Annotated in this window: 15 protein-coding genes; 11 read left to right on the forward strand and 4 right to left on the reverse strand. The window is 37.3% G+C overall.

What is annotated here, in order from left to right:
• The first annotated feature begins 5 nt into the window (after positions 1-5).
• The 6 genes from ACODR7_RS00295 (at position 6) to ACODR7_RS00320 (ending at position 8,457) form a co-directional block, all read left to right on the forward strand.
• Positions 6-1,316: a TolC family protein gene (locus ACODR7_RS00295; RefSeq protein ID WP_488836318.1), complete on the forward strand. Its 1,311-nt coding sequence runs from the start codon at positions 6-8 to the stop codon at positions 1,314-1,316.
• A gap of 24 nt (positions 1,317-1,340) precedes the next feature.
• A complete protein-coding gene (locus ACODR7_RS00300; protein ID WP_488836320.1) occupies positions 1,341-2,459 on the forward strand; it encodes an HlyD family secretion protein in 1,119 nt (372 codons plus the stop codon).
• 99 nt (positions 2,460-2,558) lie between these two features.
• Entirely contained in the window at positions 2,559-4,151 is a 1,593-nt protein-coding gene (locus ACODR7_RS00305; protein ID WP_488836322.1) for an MFS transporter, read from the forward strand.
• A gap of 309 nt (positions 4,152-4,460) precedes the next feature.
• Entirely contained in the window at positions 4,461-6,671 is a 2,211-nt protein-coding gene (locus ACODR7_RS00310; RefSeq protein WP_488836324.1) for a TonB-dependent receptor, read from the forward strand.
• A gap of 104 nt (positions 6,672-6,775) precedes the next feature.
• Positions 6,776-7,588, forward strand: a complete 813-nt coding sequence (locus ACODR7_RS00315; protein WP_488836326.1) for a siderophore-interacting protein — start codon at positions 6,776-6,778, stop codon at positions 7,586-7,588.
• 164 nt (positions 7,589-7,752) lie between these two features.
• Positions 7,753-8,457 (forward strand): class I SAM-dependent methyltransferase, encoded by a 705-nt coding sequence (locus tag ACODR7_RS00320; protein WP_488836328.1) that lies wholly within the window; start codon positions 7,753-7,755, stop codon positions 8,455-8,457.
• Here the strand turns inward: ACODR7_RS00320 and ACODR7_RS00325 are convergent.
• From ACODR7_RS00325 to metG, 3 genes are all read right to left on the reverse strand, one after another.
• Positions 8,430-8,795: a hypothetical protein gene (locus tag ACODR7_RS00325; protein WP_488836329.1), complete on the reverse strand. Its 366-nt coding sequence runs from the start codon at positions 8,793-8,795 to the stop codon at positions 8,430-8,432. The genes ACODR7_RS00320 and ACODR7_RS00325 overlap by 28 nt on opposite strands.
• Positions 8,796-8,921: 126 nt before the next feature.
• On the reverse strand, positions 8,922-9,092 hold the full coding sequence (locus ACODR7_RS00330; protein ID WP_488836331.1) for a hypothetical protein: 171 nt from the start codon (positions 9,090-9,092) through the stop codon (positions 8,922-8,924).
• A 64-nt stretch (positions 9,093-9,156) separates the two neighbouring features.
• On the reverse strand, positions 9,157-11,193 hold the full coding sequence (gene metG / locus ACODR7_RS00335; RefSeq protein WP_488836333.1) for a methionine--tRNA ligase: 2,037 nt from the start codon (positions 11,191-11,193) through the stop codon (positions 9,157-9,159).
• Between the two features lie 335 nt (positions 11,194-11,528).
• Between metG and ACODR7_RS00340 the strand changes: the two genes are divergently transcribed.
• The 4 genes from ACODR7_RS00340 (at position 11,529) to ACODR7_RS00355 (ending at position 19,213) form a co-directional block, all read left to right on the forward strand.
• Positions 11,529-14,261, forward strand: a complete 2,733-nt coding sequence (locus ACODR7_RS00340) for a SusC/RagA family TonB-linked outer membrane protein (RefSeq protein WP_488836335.1) — start codon at positions 11,529-11,531, stop codon at positions 14,259-14,261.
• 12 nt (positions 14,262-14,273) lie between these two features.
• On the forward strand, positions 14,274-15,887 hold the full coding sequence (locus tag ACODR7_RS00345) for a RagB/SusD family nutrient uptake outer membrane protein (RefSeq protein ID WP_488836337.1): 1,614 nt from the start codon (positions 14,274-14,276) through the stop codon (positions 15,885-15,887).
• A gap of 14 nt (positions 15,888-15,901) precedes the next feature.
• Entirely contained in the window at positions 15,902-16,978 is a 1,077-nt protein-coding gene (locus ACODR7_RS00350) for a SusE domain-containing protein (protein WP_488836339.1), read from the forward strand.
• 78 nt (positions 16,979-17,056) lie between these two features.
• Positions 17,057-19,213: a glycoside hydrolase family 97 protein gene (locus ACODR7_RS00355; RefSeq protein WP_488836341.1), complete on the forward strand. Its 2,157-nt coding sequence runs from the start codon at positions 17,057-17,059 to the stop codon at positions 19,211-19,213.
• Positions 19,214-19,275: 62 nt separating this feature from the next.
• Here the strand turns inward: ACODR7_RS00355 and ACODR7_RS00360 are convergent, their stop codons facing one another.
• Complete coding sequence (locus tag ACODR7_RS00360; protein ID WP_488836732.1) at positions 19,276-20,271, reverse strand: sterol desaturase family protein; 996 nt, start codon at positions 20,269-20,271, stop codon at positions 19,276-19,278.
• Between the two features lie 203 nt (positions 20,272-20,474).
• Here ACODR7_RS00360 and ACODR7_RS00365 point away from each other — a divergent pair, with 203 nt between their 5' ends.
• The gene (locus ACODR7_RS00365; RefSeq protein WP_488836343.1) at positions 20,475-22,334 is read left to right on the forward strand and encodes a glycoside hydrolase family 13 protein; all 1,860 of its coding nucleotides are present in this window, start codon (positions 20,475-20,477) and stop codon (positions 22,332-22,334) included.
• The last annotated feature ends 8 nt before the right edge of the window (positions 22,335-22,342 follow it).

Genomic DNA, 22,342 nt, shown 5'->3' on the forward strand with positions numbered 1-22,342 from the left:
GTAAAATGACAAAGAAAATAAAAACAGCACTATCTGTACTGATAGCAGCTTTTCCTGCGCTGTTTTTTTCACAACAGATCAAACAGATGACCGCAGGTGAGGTGGCGGAACTTGCTGTTCAGAATCATCAGCAGCTCAAGGTTTCTGCGCAGAACATTGGTATAGCAAAACAAAATACGAATGTCGTTAAGCTTCAGAAACTTCCTACGATTACCGCTTCTACAAGTCAGTTCTATTTAGGAGATGCAGTCGCTATTGATAAAGACTTTTCGAATTCTACAAACGTTCCGATGCCGCATTACGGAAGCTCGTATGCGGTACAGGCCACGCAGCTGATTTTCAAAGGAGGATTGGTAAATAAATCTATCGAAATGGCGGGGCTTCGTGAGCAGCTTTCCGAACTGGATTTAGAGAAAAATAAACAGGATGTGAAATTCTTAGTGATTTCCAATTATCTGGATGTCTATAAAATCATTAATCAGGAAGAGGTATTTCAGAATAATAAAAAACTGGCTCAGGAACGTCTGAAAAATATCCAGAAATTCTATCAGCAGGGAATGGTCACAAGAAATGAGGTCATTCGTGGAGAATTGGCCATCAAAAATCTTGATCAGGGAATTCTTACCCTTACCAACAATAAAAAAATCCTTAATTATAATCTGAACATTGCTTTGGGATTATCTTCCGATACGGAGATCGTGCCTACAGAAAGCCTGGAGAATAAAGAATCCGGAATCGGTATGGAGTATTACAGAGATCTTGCTCACGGAAGCAATCCATTGCTGAAATCTGCTCAAAAAAACATTGCTGTTGCAGGTAAAAATATTGAAATCATCAAAACAGACAATTCACCTACACTGGCCGGATTTGGCGGATATACGCTGCAAAGACCTGTCACGACAAGAAATCCTGTTTTGGATATGTATTCAGGGGGCTGGCAGACAGGGGTTTCTTTGAGCTACAACATTGATACGCTTTATAAAACAAAAGAGAAAGTAAAATTAGGGGAACTACAAAAGAATCAGGCGAATGACGCACTGACTCTGGTTCAGCAGAATGTAGATATGGCAGTGAATGCAGCCTATACCAAATACCAGGAAGCGATTCAGCAGGCTGATATTCTGAATGATTCCAAAAGACTGGCGGAAGAAAATTATAAAATTACGGAAGCCAAATATCTGAATCAACTGGCTGTACAGGCAGAAATGATTGATGCGCAGAACCAAAAACTGCAGGCAGAGCTTGATTATGCCAACGCTGAAATCAATGTTCTGTATCAGTACTACAACCTTTTGAAATCTACAGGAACACTTTAATTTTTAAAACTGAAAATCAATACAATGGAAAACAAGGGACAAACCACTCAAAATACAACACCAAATCCGGCAGCATCCACCGCAGAGAATAAAAAAAAGAAAAATAAAACCAATAAAATCAGAGCTATCATCTCCAATATCATCGTTTTTCTGGTGATCGGTTTCGGGTTATTCTGGTTAATACGTGAATATTTCCATATCGGAAATAAAACCTATACGGAAGCAGCACAGGTAGAAGAGTTTATCAATCCTATCAACACCAGGGTTTCTGCCTATATCAAAGAAATCAGGTTCATTGAACATCAGCGTGTAAAAAGAGGAGATACTCTGGTAATACTTGATGATCGTGAAATACTTACTCAACTGGGGCAGGCAGAAGCAGCTTATCAGAATGCGATGGCACAAAAAACAGCCACCAGCTCTTCCGTGAATACGGTTTCCAACAATATCAACGTCATGCAGTCTAATATTTCAGGAGCAAAAGCAAGATTATGGAATGCTGAACAGAATTTAAACCGATATAAAAACCTTCTGGCAGCCGAAGCAGTTACCAGACAGCAATATGATCAGGTGAAAACCGAATATGATGCGCAAAAGGCTGCTTATGAAACCTTAGTGAACCAAAAACAATCTGCCAACCTTTCCACTACCGAAGTAAAAAGCAGATTGGGAATTAATGATGCTGAAATTAAAAGAACAAAATCTGCTTTGGATATGGCGAGAATTAATCTTTCGTATACTGTTATTACAGCGCCTTATGATGGAGTAATGGGAAGAAGAACAATCTCTGAAGGTCAGTTGATTCAACCTGGACAGCAGGTTGCCACGATTGTTCTGAATGGTCAGAAGTGGGTAACTGCCAACTTCCTGGAAAGCCAGATGCCGAATATCAAAGTCGGAGAAAAAATTTCCATGACGGCTGATGCTTTGGGAGGAAAAAAATTCGAAGGAGTGGTAACAGCAGTTTCTGCAGCTACGGGATCAAGATATTCAAGTGTACCTACAGACAATTCTACCGGAAACTTTATTAAAGTACAGCAGAGAATCCCTGTAAGAATAGAGTTTACAGCTTCCAACAAAAAAGAAGATCTGGATAAACTGAGTGCCGGAATGAATATGAATGTGAATATTAATAAAGACTAAAAGATGGAAGATATCAGATTCCGGACCTATGCTGCGGAAAAATAAGGCTGATGATGAAAGTCTGTTATCTGATATCTGAAATCTATTCCCTTAAAAATAATGTACAACAAAGGATTATATAACGACTGGGTACCCAAACCTGTACAGCTGCTGCTGATTGTATTACTGCTTGCTGTGGTAATGCCAATCGGTGGGGTGTATACCGGAAATATCAGTTCTCTGGTAAGCGGTACCGGAGCCATGACAGAGTATTTTATGTGGGCCAATTACGCCACTACCATTGGGATGGGAGCCTGTATGCCTGTTGTTCTCAGAATCAAAATGAGATTCAAAGTAAGAGATAAGATGGTTTTGCTCCTGGTACTTTTAGGAGTGCTGAGCTACGTAAATGGGACCACTTTACAGCCCATGATTTTTATTTTTACTTCTTTATTGATTGGTTTTATGAAAATGATGGTTACCATAGAGCTTTTCCTGCCATTGATGGTTATGATCGGAAACAGGGGAGTATTTTACGGAGCTTTCTATACCTTCGTTCTGGTAATGAACCAGGTAGCTACCTACTATGCGGCTGAGTTTGCCCTTCTTTATAACTGGCAGCAATTTTACCTGCTCACAGCCGTTTTATGCTTTATTTTAGCTTTAATACACTGGATTTTTATGCATAATAAATATTTTGCGTTAAAAGTTCCCCTGCATTATATTGACTGGCTGAGTATTTTGCTTTTCATTTCCACATTTATGTTTTCGGCGTATGTGTATTCATTTGGAAGACAGCAGGACTGGTTTAATTCCCAGAATATAATGAATGCGAGTATTGCCGCTTTTGTAAGTTTTGCACTGCTTTCTATCCGTCAGTTGACTTTAAAACGCCCCTACCTTTCATTTAAAATTTTCACAAAAAATAATGTGCAGCACGGCTTATTCATGCTTTTCTGGCTGGGAATGTTTCTGGGAACTGCTTCTATTCAGAATACTTTTGCAGTGGGAGTTTTAGGATATGATCAATTGACGAATACCAGACTGAGTTTGCTGATGATTCCCGGAATTATTTTAGCCGGAATCATTGCCATTATCTGGTTTAAAAAAGAAAAACCTTTGAAAATGTACATTTTTTCTGGTTTTGCCGCAATGGTAGGATATGCCATTATCATGTATTTTTCAATGGTATTGGAGTTCAGTTATGACAACTGGTATCTGCCGATGTTCTTAAAAGGTTATGGAATGTGTTCACTGTTTATTTCCGTATGGTTTTATACGCTGGATAAGCTTGAAATGGATGAAATGCTGGCAGCCATCGGACTTGTATTGGTTTGGAGAACTTTCCTTGCCGTAGGAATTTTTTCAACACTCTATTCATGGTTTCAGTACCGTTTTCAGGTTACAGCAATTGGTGATCTTGCCGTTTATATGGATGGCATAGCGGTTACTCCTCAAAATGTAGCCGCTAATATGAAAGCCATCCAGCTCAATGCGGTCATCATAGCTGCCAAAAAGATATTTGGATATATTATTCTGGTCGGATTTGGAGTGCTTATTTATGTTGCTACCCATCATTTTGGTGCCAAACGTTTTCAGTATTTCAGATTTGTAAGAGTTCTTGGCGGTAAATCCGTTATTGCAAGAAGAAGACTTCGTGAAAGAAAAAAACTATTGGAAGAGATAAAAGATGCTGCAGGGCCTGCAGTATAAAGAATACCTTGTTTTTCACCAGTAAAATCCTGGTCCTTCATTGGGCTGGGATTTTACAATTGTAGTAGGGAAGCTGGAGGCTGGAAGAGGGAAGTTCTAAAAGACGATTTATAACTATTTGTTTTAATTTAACATTTTTATTCCAAAAGAGGTTCTTAGAACTTGTCTTGATTTACAGGTCATCAATAACTTCCAGCTTCCATCTTCCTTCTTCCATCAAAAAAAAAAGGAAAATTTCATAATTTCTTATTTTTATTCTTTCTAAATAAGAATTATCTTTGTGAAGTCATAAAACGTTGAATAGAAAGAATGAAAAAGCAGTATGCATTCATAGGTCTTTTAGTTTCGGGACTAATGCTTTCCCAGACCGTAAAAGATTCTATTGCCTCTAAAGGTATTGAAGATGTGGTAATCGTAGCCTCCAGAAAACCTACAAAAATCTCTGAAGTTCCGGGAACGGTCTGGGTAGTACAGAAAGAAAAAATTCAGGAACAGGCGAAAAGCGGAGTTCCTATCAAAGAAATGTTGTCGATTCTGATTCCTTCCATGGATATTGGCCCGCAGGGAAGAACCAATTATGGTCAGAATATGAGAGGACGTTCTGCCTTGGTGATGATAGACGGCGTTTCTCTGAACAGTATCCGTGCGATCAGCCGCCAGTTGGATGCCATTGATCCTTTTAATATTGAAAGAATTGAAGTGCTTTCAGGTGCCAGTTCAATTTATGGAGGAAATGCCACCGGAGGAATCATCAATATTATTACAAAAATACCTTCCCAAAAAGGAATCAGTGGAGAGACAGAATTAGGAGTACGTTCAGGTTTTATGGGAAAAGATGACCATGATTTCCGTGCCGCACAATCCATTGCCGCTAAAGGAGACAAGTTCTTTGGAAGATTGGGAGTAGCTTATCAGCAGAACGGAGGTGTGTATGGAGCAGATCAGAAACAGCTTTTTACCGATATTACCCAGACTGACCTTCAGTATAACCAGTCTATTGATATCCTGGCTACCGGAGGATATCAGTTTAACAATAAACATAAAATAACAGCGTCTGTTCAGTATTACAATTCTAAATTTAATGGAGACAGAAGTTTATTTTTAGGTGAAAATTTAAGTGCTTTTACAACAAAAAATGCTTCATTACTCGAGATGAGAGATGGGTTTTCATCTGATAAAAATGTAGGTACAGAACGTTATATGGCAACTGTAGCTTATAACGCAAACAGAATTTTAGGCGGACAGGATGTATATGTGCAATTGGCTACCCGAGGTGAAAAGTTAGGATTCTATCCATTCCCGGGAAATGTTACCTTACAGACGGGAAAAATACCTTATATGTCTTCTTCTCAGCAGGATACTTATTATTCCGGGATTAAAGCTTTATTATCCAAATCATGGAGAGGCTTAAATGTTACGTACGGAGCAGATTTCGATTTTGAAAAGTTTGAAGGAACACAATCCGTTTATGATATTGCCAAAACAATGTCCAGCGGTGGTTTAGTGAATGAAACAAAATACAGCTTGGGAAGATATCCGACCAATCATTCACAGAGCTATGCAGGATATGTTCAGGCAAAATATAACATTTTTCCAAAATTACAATTAAACGCAGGAATCCGTTATCAGCACATCAACGTAAAAATGGATGATTTTGTAGGTTCTGAACAGCAGACCCAAATTGCAATGGGCTATGGAAGTTCAGCATCCGCAATTCCGGGAGGTGAAAGTTCTTATAATGTAACCTTAGCTAATGCAGGGTTATTATACAAATTTAATGAACAGCATCAGGTTTGGGGAACTTTTTCCCAGGGAGCAAGTTTAGCGGATCCGGCTAAGTTTTATGGTATCGGGCAGTATAAGCTTGTGGGAACCAGCTGGAATGTTGTATCCAGCATCAATGTTAAAGAACAGCCGCTGCAGGCCATCAAAACCAATCAGTTTGAAGTAGGGTACCGTGTGAACAGAGGAGGTTTAAGAGCTCAGATTGCCGGATTTTTGAGTAATTCCGACAAAACGGTTGCTGTAGATAAAAAGACCTTCCAGATCCTTGTGAATGATTTGAAATTAAGAAACATGGGAATTGAAGCTGAGGTTTCTTATTCTTTAAGCAATGGAGTGTATTTCGGTGCCAGCGGACTTTTGATCAAATCTGAAGTAAGCAAAGAAGGAGAATGGCTGAAACAGGAGATTTACAATGCTTCCCCTTCAAAATTGGTGACGTATCTCGGATATAATATTAAGAACTGGTCATTCAGATTCCAGTCGTTACAGAATTTCAAGCAGAAAGACGAGCTTAATAATGTTGTTGAGGGCTACAATACATCAGATCTGATGATGGGATACCGTTTCAACTGGGGAAAATTCAACTTAGGAATTCAGAACCTGTTTAATACCGATTATCAGACGATCTGGAGCAAACGTTCCCAGGTTTTATATGCTACTTACGGCCTTCCGGAATTGTTTAATTATAAAGGCAGAGGAAGAACATTCAACCTTTCCTACACTTTTGAATTTTAAAAAAATGATCGGGATTTAAAATACCCTGATCTGAAAACATATTGTATTTCAAATCCGGTTTCTGAGCTTGATCGGAAACCGGATTTTAATTTAAAAAATCAGTTATGGCTAAAATTTCAACAGGGCAGATCGTTGCCGAAGTCACCAGAAAAGAATACATTACTGACCATTTTATCAGAGTGTATCTCTACTCACCGGAAGTTCAGGTATTCAAAAATACTGTGGTGGGTGATAATAATAAAATTGCGGTTCCTCCGGCTGGTCTCAATGAGATTCATTTTCCGACGCTGGATGAAAACCATCAGTGGGCGTATCCGCCAAAAGAAGTGGCTCCTTCCATCAGAACTTATACCCACAGAGGAATTGATCTGGAAAAAAATGAGCTGATCATCGATTTTGTAGACCATGGAGATGGCGGCCCTGCCTCCAGATGGGTAAGAGAAGCTGAAACGGGTTCAAAACTGGGAGTGATGATGCGTTTGGAAGGAAAAGAATTATATCCGGCAGCTGATTGGTATCTGCTGGCAGGTGATGCTACGGCCATTCCGGTGATCAGTGCTATTTTGGAAACACTTCCAGAAACAGCAAAAGGAACCTGTATTATTGAAGTTCATGGAAAAGAAGACGAACAGCTGCTTGAAACCAAAGCACAGATTGATTTTAAGTGGCTGCACAATGCGCAGCCTCAGATCAGCAGTGAAATTGCCCATGCAGTAAAAAGTATTGAGATTCCTGAAACTTCAAAATTCGGTTACGTTGCCTGTGAGTTTTCAAGTGTAAAAGAAATCCGTACTTATCTGAGAAAAGAGAAAAACTGGACTTCCCAGGAATTGCACGCTTATTCTTACTGGAAAGCAGGCGTAGCAGAAAATGAATCTCAGGCAGACAGACATAAGGAGAAGGAATCGATGGAGTAGATGGCAGAGATTCGGGGTTTTGAGTTTGAGAGTGGGAGGGTTTAAGGTTTAAAGTTGTAGTTACACCGCATCTTGTACCTGGAAACTCGTAACCGCATCTCGCAAACCTGTAACATTCAACTAAAAACTTTGAACATTGAACATTGAACTATTATCTTTGCACTATGAAAGATTTAATGGGCAGAGCGATCTGGGATTATTACCACAATGAAAATCCGGAGGATCTGCAGACTGAAACATCAATTTCTGAGCTGGATGAACTTCCGGTGGATTATTTATTCAGAGATTTTGAAGAAATGAATGATATTGAGCAGAAAGCACTGCATTTATCCAAAGGAAAAGTTCTGGATATCGGAGCGGGTGCAGGTTCTCATTCTTTATACCTTCAGAATGAAAGAAATCTTGAGGTGACCGCATTGGATATTTCACCAAAATCTGTTGAGGTTTGTAAGCTGAGGGGGATTAAAAAGGCAGTTTGCGAAAATATGCTTGACTTTTCAGGAGAGACTTTTGATACGATTTTACTGTTGATGAACGGTACCGGAGTTTTTGAAAGTCTGGCAAAAATTGATACCTATCTTCAGAAACTGCATACTTTACTCAATGATAAAGGACAGATCCTGATCGACAGTACGGATATCCTTTATATGTTTGACCGTGATAAAGATGGAGGAGTGTATATTCCTGCAGGCGGATATTACGGAGAACTGGAGTATATAGTTCATTATAAAGGCGAATCTGAAGAACCGATTACCTGGCTGTACCTTGATTTCAATACTTTGAAAAATGCGGCTGAAAATAACGGCTTCAAAATAGAAAAAGTATTGAAAGACGAAGATTCTTACCTGGCAAAACTGACTAAAAGATAACCGGAAAACCATTCGGGATAATTGATGATAATTGCTGACATTATCAGGCAAATAATCAAAGGAAAAATATACGAAGCTGCTCTGTAAGGCAGCTTTTTTGGTGTAAACAACACCCAGAATACCAGTAAAATTAAAGCACCTACAGCAGCCATGAAAAATTCCGGACTTTTTCTATAAGTAAAAAAGCCTTGTGTACTTTCCTTATATATGACAGGAACTAAAAAATTCTGAATAGGCAAAAAGACAATTCCGAAAATAAATGTCAAAATTGCAGCTCCATATTTTTTAAGCTTAATAAAATTCTGTCCTAACAATAAAGCTCCTGGAATAGTTCCCAAAATTCCTCCAGCCAGTAAAATAAGGTCTCTTGGAAAAAGTTTAACAGCATTCGTATCCTCGGTAATATGATCTTTCCAAAGTTCATGTTCTTCTGTAAATTTTGCTTCTTCAACCTCTTGTTTATTCTAAATCAATTGCTGAACAGCTGCTTTTTCCATTTCACTGAAAACACGTCCTCTTTCTTCCAGAATTTCAAAAGCTGCCTGAACAGCCTCCGGAACAAAGCGGTTGCCTTCCTTTAAATATTCCTCCAATTCCTGATTGGAAAGCTTTCTTAAAACATTTTTACTGACCATAAGCTGTATATAAAAGAAAGGCTGCTTCTAATGAAACAGCCTGTGATCTTTATAAGGATTTTAATTACCCGATCTCAATACCGTTTTCAACATTGCTGTCGTCCGGTGTTACGAAAGATAATTTTCCGTCTGGCTTTGTTGTTAATAATAACATTCCCTGAGACTCAATTCCTCTGATCTTTCTTGGCGCAAGGTTCAGAAGGATCATGACCTGCTTACCAATTACTTCTTCAGGAGTGAAACTTTCTGCAATCCCCGAAACAACAGTTCTTACATCTACTCCTGTATCTACAGTAAGTTTTAATAGTTTGTCTGCTTTTTCTACTTTTTCAGCTTCTGTAATGGTTGCTGTTCTAAGGTCTATTTTAGTAAAGTCATCAAACGTGATCTCCTCTTTCATAGGGTTTGCGTTAGGGTTTGTTTTTTTATTGTTTTGTTTTGTGTTTTCCAGTTTTTGGATCTGAGCCTCGATGACATCGTCTTCAATTTTTGAGAAAAGAAGGGAAGATTCATTGATTTTATGACCTGTCTCAATTAATACAGATTGGTTTTCAATAGTGTTCCAGTCTTTCTTCTCAACATTGAACATGTTCAATAATTTGTCAGAGCTGAAAGGCATGAAAGGTTCACATAACTGAGCCAGAGCAACAGCTATTTGCGCTCCAACGAATAAAGATTGAGCCGCTTTTTCCGGGTTATCTTTAATGGTTTTCCAAGGCTCTTCAGTCTGAAGATACTGGTTTCCAAAACGGGCAAGGTTCATTAAGGCTGTTAATGAATTTCTGAACTCGTAATTTTCAAGGAATCCTGAAATTTCTTTTGCAGATTTACTTATTTCCTGCAGTTCAGGGCTGTTTGCATCTCCTTGTGGAACAACACCGTCATAATATTTATGAATAAGAACAGCAACTCTGTTGATGAAGTTTCCGAAGATCCCTACCAATTCAGAATTATTCTTAGTCTGGAAATCTTTCCATGTAAAGTTGTTATCCTTTGTTTCCGGAGCAGATGAAAGAAGAGCATATCTTAAAACATCCTGCTGTCCGGGGAAATCTTCCACATATTCATGAGCCCATACCGCCCAGTTTCTTGACGTTGAGATCTTATCGTTCTCAAGGTTCAGGAATTCAAAAGCAGGAACGTTTTTAGGCATGATATAATCTCCATGTGCTTTCATCATTGAAGGGAAAATAATACAGTGGAATACGATATTATCCTTTCCGATAAAATGTACCAGGTCACTGTTTTCATTCTGCCAGTAGTCTTTCCAGTCTTTTCCGTTTTTCTCTGCCCATTCTTTGGTGAAAGAAATATACCCGATAGGAGCATCAAACCATACGTATAATACTTTTCCTTCCGCATTCGGAAGAGGAACCGGAACTCCCCAGTTAAGGTCTCTGGTCATCGCACGAGGCTTAAGACCGTCATTCAACCAGGATTTAACCTGTCCGTATACGTTAGGCTTCCAGTCGTCTTTGTGGCCTTCAATAATCCATTCGTTTAAGAAATCTTCGTATTCATTTAATGGCAGATACCAGTTTTTGGTTTCTTTAAGGATAGGAACATTTCCGCTAAGCATTGATTTCGGATTGATCAGCTCAGAAGGAGAAAGGGTAGAACCGCATTTCTCACACTGGTCTCCGTAAGCATTTTCGTTACCACAATTAGGACATGTTCCTACAATATAACGGTCGGCAAGGAATTCTCCTGCCTGCTCATCAAAATACTGTTCAGAAATCTCTTCTGTGAATTTTCCTTTTTCGTATAAAACCTTGAAGAAGTCCTGACTGGTTTCATAATGCTTTTTAGACGTTGTTCTGGAGTATTCATCAAATGAAATTCCCAGATCAGCAAAAGACTTTTTAATGATTTCGTGATATTTGTCCACGATATCCTGAGGAGTTACTCCTTCTTTTTTAGCTCTTATGGTAATAGGAATCCCGTGCTCATCCGAACCACAGATAAACGCTACATCTTTTCCTAATCTTCTCTGAAATCTTGCGTAAACATCCGCAGGAATATAAACACCTGCCAAATGTCCTATATGAACCGGCCCGTTTGCATAAGGCAAAGCTGCCGTAATCATCTTTCTGTTTGACATTTATAGTAAAGTTTTGACTGCAAAGATAAGGAATATCTGCTGAATACCGCTATTGAAGGTGTTATTATGCTCCAGAATGCAAATTTGAAAGACTGAATATGAAATTAAGTTAAACAATTGTTTAACATTTTCTTAAATTAAAACAAATGGTATGCAATACATAAGACGTTGTAAAATATTGGAATTTAAAAAACTAACTAAAATGGGTTTCGTAATATACATAATTTTAACTAAAATTATATTAAATTTATGATAATTCTATTTTTTTTTTAAATTGCAAGTCTGGCTTTAGGCCAAAATATGACTGAAAAACGAAACTATAAAAAAATAAGATTGTGAAGAATTTTACAACAGTATTAAAAATCGCGCCCGCTTTTTTACTGGCCAGTACAGTAATACATGCGCAGAAAAAGGACTCTCTTCCTCAGGAGAAAAAAATAGAGGAAGTTGTCTTAGTAGGATATGGGAAGCAGAAAAAAACGGATTTGACTGGATCAATTACCGCTTTGTCTACAGCAGATTTTAACAAGGGTGCTGTAACCACTGCTGAAGGATTGATTAACGGAAGGTCTTCAGGTTTAGTGATTACCCAGTCAGGAACACCTGGGAATGAAGCCACAATAAGGATCAGAGGAGGGTCCTCGCTGAATGCTAATAATGATCCTTTGTTGGTAGTAGATGGACTACCATTAGATGGGGTGTCTTTATCTACCATTAATCCTAATGATATTGAATCATTTTCAATACTAAAGGATGCTGCTTCTACTGCTATATATGGTTCTAGAGGTTCTAACGGGGTTATATTGATTACCACAAAGAAAGGTGGTAAGAAGCTTAGAGTTGCTTTGAATGCATTTGCAACAGTGAATACTCTTGCTAAAAAAATCGATGTATATTCTGGTGATGAATTCAGAAATATCATCAATCAGTATGTACCGGGAAAAGCTAACTTACTAGGTTTAGCCAACACAGACTGGCAGAAAGAAATATTCAAACCATCTGTAACTACAGATATCAATGCTTCGGTTTCCGGAAGTTTGTTCGGAAGAGTTCCTACTCGTTTTTCCATTGATAATATGGATAATTCAGGATTACTTATTACTTCCAGATTCAGAAGAACAACGGCAAATATTGCATTAAGCCCCAGTTTCTTTGATGATCATCTGAAATTTAATATTACAGGTACCTATTCTTATACTTTCCAGAATAAAGCCAATGAAGATGCTATAAAAAATGCACTTTCTTATGATCCTACAAAACCAGTGTTTGATTCAGCTTCGCCATTTGGAGGATATACGGAGTGGACAAGATATGACTTAATAGGAGGGGTTAAGGTTCCTAAATCATTCGGGACTTCAAATCCTGTGAGTATGCTTAGAAATAAACATGATGTCCAGAATTTCAGAAGATTTTTCGGTAATATCAGTATGGATTATAAGTTTCACTTCCTTCCTGATCTGAGATTAATTGTGAACGCTGGATTAGACAGTAAAGAATTGGATGGTCATGTAGTAACTAATAAATATTCAAGGACAGGTTATTTTTCAGTAAATAATGTGTTTGATTTTTATGGAGAAGACTCTTATTCAGACGAAAGTATTCTTAATAAAAATGCCAATGTTCAATTGAATTATACCAAAACTTTTGGAAAATTCAATCTTGAAGCTATGGGAGGATATGAATATCAGAACTATCATAAAGTAAGTTCTGCATCAGGAAATACATTATTATATGAACTAGATCCAACCAATAATTTTTATAATCCGGATTCTAAACCGGATGTGAATTTACAGGCATTCTTCGGACGATTAAACTTAGGATATGCTAATAAATATTTGCTTACTATTAATTACAGAAGAGATGGTTCGTCCCGTTTTAGTAAGAATAATAGATGGGGTGATTTTGGGGGAGTGGCTGCAGCATGGAAGATATCAGAAGAAGATTTCTTAAAAGGAAACAGCAGTATTTCTGATTTAAAATTAAGAGCGAGTGTTGGGAAAACCGGTCAGCAGGATATTGGGGTTTATAGATATGATTATTTCAAAACCTATAATACTTCAACAACCTTATATTATCAGTTTGGGAATCAGTTCTACGAAATTGCAAAAGCAAACGGTTATAATCAGAATCTTAAATGGGAGGAAAGTTTAAAGTATAATGTAGGATTGGATTTTGGTTTTTTAAATAACAGGATAAAAGGGACATTAGATTTTTATCTGGCAGATACTAAAGACCTATTGTCAATTGTTCCTGAAGGACCTTTGGAAAATTTAAGAATTATAGGACCTAAAAACATCGGAAAACTTCAGTCTAGGGGTATTGATCTCGGGTTGGATATAAAGGCTGTGAAAAAAGAAAACTTCACTTTAAACTTTAATTATAATTTATCTTACAATAAAATTAATATCAAAGAGCTTGAAGTGAATGGTATAGATAAAGGAGGTGTTGGTTTAGGTGGTTTTGTTCAGACTTTCAGAGAAGGATATTCTCCTTATGCATTCTGGGTGTACCAACAGGTTTACGATGCTAATGGAAAACCAATTGAAGGTGCTTATGTAGACAGGAATGGTGATGGGCAAATCACAAGTGCAGATAAATATAATTACAAGAAACCTCAGGCAGATGTTACAATGGGATTGATGACCAATGCTACTTTTGGTAAAAATTGGGATTTTTCAATGGGATGGAGGATGAGCTTGGGAAATTATGTATATGATCAAATTTCTGCAGATAGAGCTCATTTAGGAAATATTAATAACACGGTTGATAATACGATAAATAATAGCCCTTTAGACTTTAATACAACTCATTTTATTGAACCCCAGAAAATGTCTGATTACTATGTGAAAAATGGAAGCTTTTTGAAACTGGATAATGTAACATTAGGATATACCTTCAATAGATTCATAGGAAACAATGCTTCTTTAAGAGTCTATGTTGCTGCTCAGAATGTTTTTACAATAACGAAATATAAAAACATTGACCCTGAAATATTTAATGATGGAGTAGATAACTCAATTTATCCTAGAGCACGAATGTTTACTTTAGGTATTAATGCTAACTTCTAATCTTCTTTTACAATGAAACTTAACAGAATAAAAATATTTAAATTAAGAAATTGGGCCATTGCAGGTATGTTTCTTTTTACAACATCTTCTTGTCTGAATGACCTTGATGTAAAAGTTAACGATGATGAACTATTCACGTCGGAACAGTTTTATGCAAATCCCGCTTCTTATAAGCAGTTTTTAGCCAAAATATATGCTGGTTTAGCAGTAACAGGACAGAAAGCAGGAAATGGAGATTCAGACTTAGGAAATGAAAGTGATGGTGGGCCTAATGAAGGTTTTTCTCAATATTTAAGAGGGTATTGGCAGTTACAGGAACTAACGACAGATGAAGCTATTATCGCTTGGGGAGAAAGTGATAATCCTACGATCAAAGATCTTAACTTCAGTACCTGGAATGCAGATAATGTCTTTAATGAAGCATTTTTTGCAAGAATATTCTTTCAGATAGGGCTTGTTAATGAATATTTGAGAGAAACAACAGATGAAAAATTAAACTCGCGAGGAGTATCATCTGACTTAAAAGCTCAAATCAAGACGTTTAGAGCAGAAGCTCGATTTTTAAGAGCTTTATCGGTTTATCATGCTATTGATATTTACGGAAAGATGCCTTTTATTACGGAAAATGATCCTTTGGGGACAAAACCGTTAATGCAATCAAGAGAATTTATGTTCAATTATGTGATTGACGAACTGAATGCGATTGAAGGAGATCTGCCCGCTCCAAGGATGAATGAATATGGAAGAGCAGATAAAGCGGCAATATGGATGCTTAAAGCTAAATTATATCTGAATGCAAAAGTTTATACAGGAGCAGATAAAAGTACCGAAGCACTGGCAGAAGTAGAAAAAGTAATTGGCTCAAATTATAAAATAGCGCAAATTCCATATGCAAATTTATTTAAAGCCGATAATAACAGCAATGGAGCACAGGAAGAGATTATTTTCCCTATTAATTTTGATGGTATCAGAACAAGAACTTATGGCGGTACAACATTTTTAATCCATGCGAACTGTACAAATGAGGTAGGAGCCACTTTAGGAATCGATTTCGGATGGCAGGGATACAGAGTCAGACAAGAATTTATGCAGTCCGTTGGAAATACAGATCCAAGAATAATGAAGGTAGCAGGAAATACAGATCCGGCTTCTATTTCAGACTATTTAAAATTTGATCAGGGAACCAAACTTATTAAATTCTCGAACAGAACTTCAACAGGTGTTAATGGAAGCGATTCGAATTTCGTAGATACAGATTTTCCTTTGTTCAGAATGGCTGACGCCTATTTGATGTATGCAGAACTTGCAGTAGTTAATGGAAAAGGAAACATTGCGACAGCTTTGAATTATGTGAATATGCTCAGAACCAGAGCAGGGGCACCTTCTGTACTGCAGTCAGCTTTAAATCCAGATTTCATTTTAAATGAAAGAGGACGAGAATTGTATTGGGAAGGATACAGACGTCAGGACTTAATCCGTTTTGGAAAATTTACTTCCGGATATACCTGGCAGTGGAAAGGGGGAAATATGAGTGGTACCGATCTCTCAAATAATAAATTACTTTTCCCTATACCTAATAAGTATCTTAATTTAAATTCTAATTTATCTCAAAATCCTGGTTATTAACTAAAATGAAAAACATGAAAAATTTTTTTAAAATATTTATAATAGCAATTGCTGGGATTTCTATGTTTATTTCCTGTGAAAAGGATGAAGACCAAGCAGTGTTGAATGAAACAGTTCAAAGCAAAATATCAGCTGATAAAACAACAGTTGTTTTAGATAAAAATCAATTAGATGCTGTAGCTGTAAATTTTACATGGTCGAAGTCAGCATTTAATCTTACAGTAGCATCGAAGCAACAGATAGAACTAGGAATTAAAGGAACTAATTTTAAAGAAAGTAAGTTAGTAGACGTAATAAATTCACCTTCTTCTTTAACGAATAAACAGCTGAATACACTGGCAATGAGCTTAGGAGCAGTTGCCAATAAAGTGAATGATATAGAAGTGAGATTAAAAACAAGTGTGGGTAAGGCTGCTTTTTATTCCAACGTGATTACTTTGGCAGTGACTCCCTATATTCTGGGGCCTACTTATAACTATACTGATCTTTATCTCATAGGAGATGCTACATCCGCAGGATGGACTAATGAAGCTACAAACACAAAGTTTCTGCCTTTACAAAAAACTGCAGCAGCAGGTGTTTATTCCTACACTGGGTATTTTGCAAAAGGAGGTTTCAAAATGATTAAAACTCCGGGAGCATGGAACCCTCAATACGGAATGGGAGGAGGAAATGGTATTTTAAGTTCAAGTGGATCATCAGGAGATATTAAAGTGGATGTTGCAGGATACTATAAACTGACAGTTAATACCAATACATTAACATATACAATTAATCCGACAGCTGATCCAACAGTGTCTTACAGTACTATATCTATGATAGGTACAGCATCCGGAGATTGGAACACTGATATAGATCTACAGAAATCAACCTTTGATCCTCATATTTGGGTGAAAAAAAATGTAGTGATGAATTCCGGTGAATTTAAGTTCAGAGCCAATCATGATTGGGGAACAAGCTGGGGTATTGCTCAGGAATTTTATGGAGTAACTACCGTTGGAGGAGCTAATATTCCACTAAGTACAGCATTTAATTACGATGTGTATTTCAATGATATCACAGGAGAATTTTCAGTAATTCCGGTATTCTAAATCAAAAAATCAAATTAAAATAAAGCAAAGTGCTGCTTTACTGCAGCACTTTATTTTTTAAGTTAATAAATAGTCATTATGAAGAAAATTACAGTTGGAGCACTTTTGCTCTCAATGATGTTTACAGGTGTGAAAGCCCAATCTTTAAAATCTCCGGACGGGAAGTTCGAAATGAACTTTCAGCTGAAAGAAGGAGTACCTTACTACAACCTGAAATACAATGGGGCAGTAGTGGTGGAAGATTCTAAATTGGGTTTAAGATTATTTAAAGACACAGCCATAAAATTTGCTTCCGAAATAGCCAAACCGGAAGATGCAAAATACGATCTGAACAACGGTTTTGCAAAGACAGATGAAAAAAGAGACTCCAAAAATGAAACCTGGCAGCCGGTTTTAGGAGAAAAGAAAAATTATATCAACCATTACAACGAACTGGCAGTTACCCTGAATCAGGCTTCTACAGACAGAAGTATTGTGGTAAAGTTCAGGTTGTTTAACGATGGTCTGGGATTCAGATATGAATTCCCACAGCAAAAAAACCTTAATTATTTTGTGATCAGAGAAGAAGATTCTGAAATTGATTTCCCTACCGATATGAAGGCGTGGTGGATGGTTGCAGATTATGATTCTCAGGAATATCAGTATCAGGAAACAAAAGTATCTGAGATTCCTTCAAAATGGGACAAAGCATACGATGCCAATGCTTCCCAGTCACTGGTGAAAAATGCAGTTCAGTCTCCTTTAATGCTTAAAAAAGAAGGAAAAGAGCCATTGTATATTAACGTTGCAGAAGCAGCGGTGTTGGATTATCCGGCTTCACATCTTGAAGTAGATGCGCAGAATTTTAAGTTTAAAACGCATTTAACTGCGGACAGACAAGGAGCGAAAGGGTATATCCAAACTCCATCGGTAACGCCTTGGAGAACCATTATTGTAGCTCCGAAAGCAGAACAGGTAATGGATTCTAAAATGATCTTCAACCTTAATGAGCCTACAAAGTACACTGATACTTCTTACATCCATCCTACAAAATACATGGGAGTTTGGTGGGAAATGATTATTGGAAAATCACAGTGGGCGTATTCTACTGCAGAAAATGTTCACTTAGGGAAAACAGATTTTACAAAGCTGACTCCCAATGGAAAACATGCGGCCAATAATACAAAGGTTAAAGAATATATTGACTTTGCTGCAGAAAACGGATTCCAGGGATTATTGATCGAGGGTTGGAACATCGGTTGGGAAGACTGGTTCGGACACTCAAAAGAATTTGTTTTCGATTTCATTACCCCTTATCCGGATTTTGACATCAAAATGCTGAATGAATATGCTCATTCGAAAGGAATTAAACTGATCATGCACCATGAAACTTCAGGTTCTGCCACGAATTACGAAAGATGGGCAGACAAAGCATTCCAAACCATGAACAAATATGGATATGATGCTGTGAAAACAGGATATGTAGGAGATATCATTCCTAGAGGAGAACATCATTATTCTCAATGGACAATTAATCATTATTATAGAATTGCGGAAAAAGCAAATGACTATAAAATCATGGTGAACTCTCACGAATCTGTACGTCCTACAGGAGAAAGCCGTACCTATCCGAACTATATCTCTGCAGAAGCAGCACGTGGAACAGAGTATGAAGCATTTGGAGGAAATAAACCTGATCACCAGACGGTTCTTCCGTTTACAAGATGGATGGGAGGTTCTATGGACTACACACCTGGAATTTTCCAGACAAAACTTGACTATTATTTCCCTGGAGATAATCGTTTTGTAAAAACTACGCTGGTAAAACAGCTGGCGCTTTATGTAACCATGTATATGCCGCTTCAGATGGCTGCAGATCTTCCTGAAAACTACAAAAAGCATATGGATGCATTCCAGTTTATCAAGGATGTAGCAGCAGATTGGGATGATACCAGAATTTTATCGGCAGAACCCGGTGATTATGTGGTGACAGCAAGGAAAGCAAAAGGAACTGAAAACTGGTTTGTAGGAGGTATTACAGATGAGAACAAACGTGAATATACTGTAGACTTCTCATTCCTGGATAAAGGAACAAAATATGAAGCAACCATCTATGAAGATGGAAAAGATGCTGATTATATTGATAATCCTCAAAGCTATAATATCTATAAGAAAGAGATTACAAGTAAGTCAAAAATTAATTTTAAAATGGCAAGAAGTGGCGGTTTCGCAATTTCAATTAAGCCCGTAAAATAATTGTAAAGATACACTAAGGTGCCCCGGTTTATCGAATTTTCGATGGCCGGGGTATTTTTTTGTTATTTATCCTCTGTCTGTTGAATGAGCTGGGAATATTGATTTCCAGATTCTGAAATCTGTTCTTTTACTTTCAGAGGAGTTCCGGTTCTTATCTTTTCTTTATATTCCTTCTGATACTGTTTCACCGTTTTTCCAGTTCCATCATGCCTCCATCCCGGTGAATAAAAAAGATATTTTATCCGGTCCTTAAAAGAAATTCCCGGCTGTCTGATATCTTTTCCGATTCTTCTCCATTCATAGAAAAGCATCGTAGCAGGATCTTTGGATTTTATTTTTGGATATACACCATATTTCACAGGAACTTCGGGATCTTCTTTTTCAAAAGTTCCAAAAATTTTGTCCCAGATAATCAGTCCCATTCCCATATTACGATCCAGATATTTGATGTTACACGCATGATGTACCCTGTGGTGGGAAGGCGTAACCAGGATATATTCCAAAAATCCCATACTTTTAATCGATTGGGTATGAACAAAAGTGCCATAAATCTGTATAGAAGAATAAGCTACCAGAATATGCCACGGATGAAAGCCCATGAAAGCTAATGGAGAGAAAAACAGATATCTGTACAATGGCTGAAAAACAGGACTTCTGAATCCTGTGCTGATATTGAAATAATCAGAATTGTGGTGTGTAATATGTACCGCCCAGAAAACCCTGGAATGATGATCTACATAATGATGAACATAATACGCAAAATCCTGAGCCAGAAATACCGCAATCCAATACCATATGCCTTCCTGCCAGTCAAAAAGACGGTGCTGGTAGAAAAACATCATCACGAATAAGGAAAAACCTTTCATAATGATATCCAATCCATAATTAAGCAGGGCGAAAAGGACGTTTGTTGCTACATCTTTAGTTTCATATATTTTCTCTTTATTAAAGTGGCTGTAGGCCATTTCCAGGAAAATTATAGCAGCAAACACCGGGATTGTCCATGTGTAAACAACATCCGGTCCTTCAGTTTTGAACATATTGCTGAAATCCAACATTTTTTCTATAAAACTAAACATAAAAAGCATGGAAAATTAATTTTATGCATGAATTTTTTATGAAAAATTTAAGTATTCATTATAAAATCTTAAACTGGGGTGTTTATTCTTATCATTTTATATAAATTGAGATCAAAAAAATAGACTTTCTGTTGTGTTTTTGGATGCATATATAAAAATTTAATGCTAAATTGAACATTAATATGAAGACAATATATGCAGCATTCGCCCTTTCGATAGCTTCCTTTGCTTCTTCCCAGAAAAATCTGGAAAGAGTAGAGCCGGCTTTCTGGTGGAAGGGAATGAAAAATCCTGAACTTCAGATCCTTGTTTATGGAAAAGACGTAGCCAATCACGAGATTACGCTTTCAGATGGGATACAGATCAAAGACATCCGGAAAGTGGATAATCCTAACTATGTTTTTGTTACGGTTGATACCCGGGAAATAAACGTTCCGAAGTTTATTATCAATATTAAAAAAGATAAAAAGAATCTTGGTTCATATACTTATGAATTAAAACAAAGAAATCCCGGATCTGCCAATCGTGAGTCTTTTACTTCAAAAGACTTCATGTATCTGATCATGCCGGACCGATTTGCCAATGGTGATGAAAAGAACGATTCAAGACCGGAACTTACCGAAAAAGCAGATCGCAGCCTTCCTAATGGCAGACATGGCGGAGATCTTCGGGGAATTATCAACAACCTTGATTATATTCAGAAGCTGGGGGCTACCGCAGTTTGGCTGACTCCTGTGAATGAAGACAACGAAAAAGTATATTCCTACCACGGCTATGCCCAGACTGATCTCTATAAAATAGACGGCCGCTATGGAACCAATGAAGATTATAAAACATTATCCCGGGAGTTGAATAAACGAAATATGAAGCTCGTGATGGATTATGTAACCAACCACTGGGGCGGATCACACTGGATGATTAAAGATCTGCCTTCCAAAGACTGGATCCACTGGTTTGATGAAGGCGAAAAAGGATTTAAAAGGTCCAACTACAAAACGACAACACAGTTTGATACCAATGCTTCTGATATAGACAAAAAATATGCACTGGACGGATGGTTTGATACCACCATGCCTGATATCAACCAAAAAAATCCATTGGTTCTTAAATATCTGACCCAAAATGCAATCTGGTGGATCGAATATGCTGAGCTGGGAGGATTCCGTGTAGATACTTATCCATATAATGATAAAGAAGCCATGGCAAAATGGGCTAAAGCAATTACGGATGAATATCCGAAATTCAATATCGTAGGAGAAACATGGCTGTATACAGCAGCACAAATTGCAGCGTGGCAGAAAAATTCGAAAATAGGGGCGATAGAAAATTATAATTCAAATTTACCGTCGGTAATGGATTTTATGCTCTTTGAAAATATGCCTAAAGCCCTTAGTGAAAAAGAAAGCTGGGATAAAGGGATGATCAGAATTTATGATTCTTTTACCAGTGATTTCCTGTATCCGGATATCAATAACCTGCTTGTTTTCTTTGAAAATCATGATACCGAAAGATGGAATGAAATCTTTAACGCCAATCCGGAAGCTTACAAAATAGGACTTACTCTGATCTCCACAGTAAGAGGAATTCCACAGATTTATTACGGATCAGAAATAGGAATGAGAGGTGATAAAAAGACGGGAGGCGATGCCGATATTCGCAGAGACTTTCCGGGAGGCTGGAAATCTGATACACAAAACGCTTTTAATCCCTCCTCTCAGACTCCGGAGCAGAAAGAATTTTTTCAGTTTACTCAAAAACTACTGAACTGGAGAAAAGGCAAAGAGGTGATTCATAATGGAAAGACTAAAAATTTCGTTCCTCAGGATGGGGTCTTTGTATATTTCAGATATAATGAAAAAGAAAGTGTAATGGTGGTGGTCAACAATAATGAAAAAAATCAGACGTTAGATTTGAAACGGTTTGCAGAATCACTTAACGGATTTACAAAAGGAAAAGAGATTATTTCAGACAAAGAAATTTCATTACAAAAAAACATGAATATTCCTGCCAAAACTCCATTGATCATTGAATTAGAAAAATAATAATATCC

The organism is Chryseobacterium sp. FG46 (assembly GCF_057809135.1).

What these genes read in the sequence shown, in the direction of transcription:
- ACODR7_RS00300 (WP_488836320.1), top strand. Translation starts at nt 1,341, where the DNA reads ATGGAAAACAAGGGACAAACCACTCAAAATACAACACCAAATCCGGCA.
- ACODR7_RS00350 (WP_488836339.1), top strand. Translation starts at nt 15,902, where the DNA reads ATGAAAAATTTTTTTAAAATATTTATAATAGCAATTGCTGGGATTTCT.
- ACODR7_RS00310 (WP_488836324.1), top strand. Translation starts at nt 4,461, where the DNA reads ATGAAAAAGCAGTATGCATTCATAGGTCTTTTAGTTTCGGGACTAATG.
- ACODR7_RS00355 (WP_488836341.1), top strand. Translation starts at nt 17,057, where the DNA reads ATGAAGAAAATTACAGTTGGAGCACTTTTGCTCTCAATGATGTTTACA.
- ACODR7_RS00330 (WP_488836331.1), bottom strand. Translation starts at nt 9,092, where the DNA reads ATGGTCAGTAAAAATGTTTTAAGAAAGCTTTCCAATCAGGAATTGGAG.
- ACODR7_RS00315 (WP_488836326.1), top strand. Translation starts at nt 6,776, where the DNA reads ATGGCTAAAATTTCAACAGGGCAGATCGTTGCCGAAGTCACCAGAAAA.
- ACODR7_RS00320 (WP_488836328.1), top strand. Translation starts at nt 7,753, where the DNA reads ATGAAAGATTTAATGGGCAGAGCGATCTGGGATTATTACCACAATGAA.
- metG (WP_488836333.1), bottom strand. Translation starts at nt 11,193, where the DNA reads ATGTCAAACAGAAAGATGATTACGGCAGCTTTGCCTTATGCAAACGGG.
- ACODR7_RS00295 (WP_488836318.1), top strand. Translation starts at nt 6, where the DNA reads ATGACAAAGAAAATAAAAACAGCACTATCTGTACTGATAGCAGCTTTT.
- ACODR7_RS00360 (WP_488836732.1), bottom strand. Translation starts at nt 20,271, where the DNA reads ATGTTGGATTTCAGCAATATGTTCAAAACTGAAGGACCGGATGTTGTT.
- ACODR7_RS00365 (WP_488836343.1), top strand. Translation starts at nt 20,475, where the DNA reads ATGAAGACAATATATGCAGCATTCGCCCTTTCGATAGCTTCCTTTGCT.
- ACODR7_RS00345 (WP_488836337.1), top strand. Translation starts at nt 14,274, where the DNA reads ATGAAACTTAACAGAATAAAAATATTTAAATTAAGAAATTGGGCCATT.
- ACODR7_RS00305 (WP_488836322.1), top strand. Translation starts at nt 2,559, where the DNA reads ATGTACAACAAAGGATTATATAACGACTGGGTACCCAAACCTGTACAG.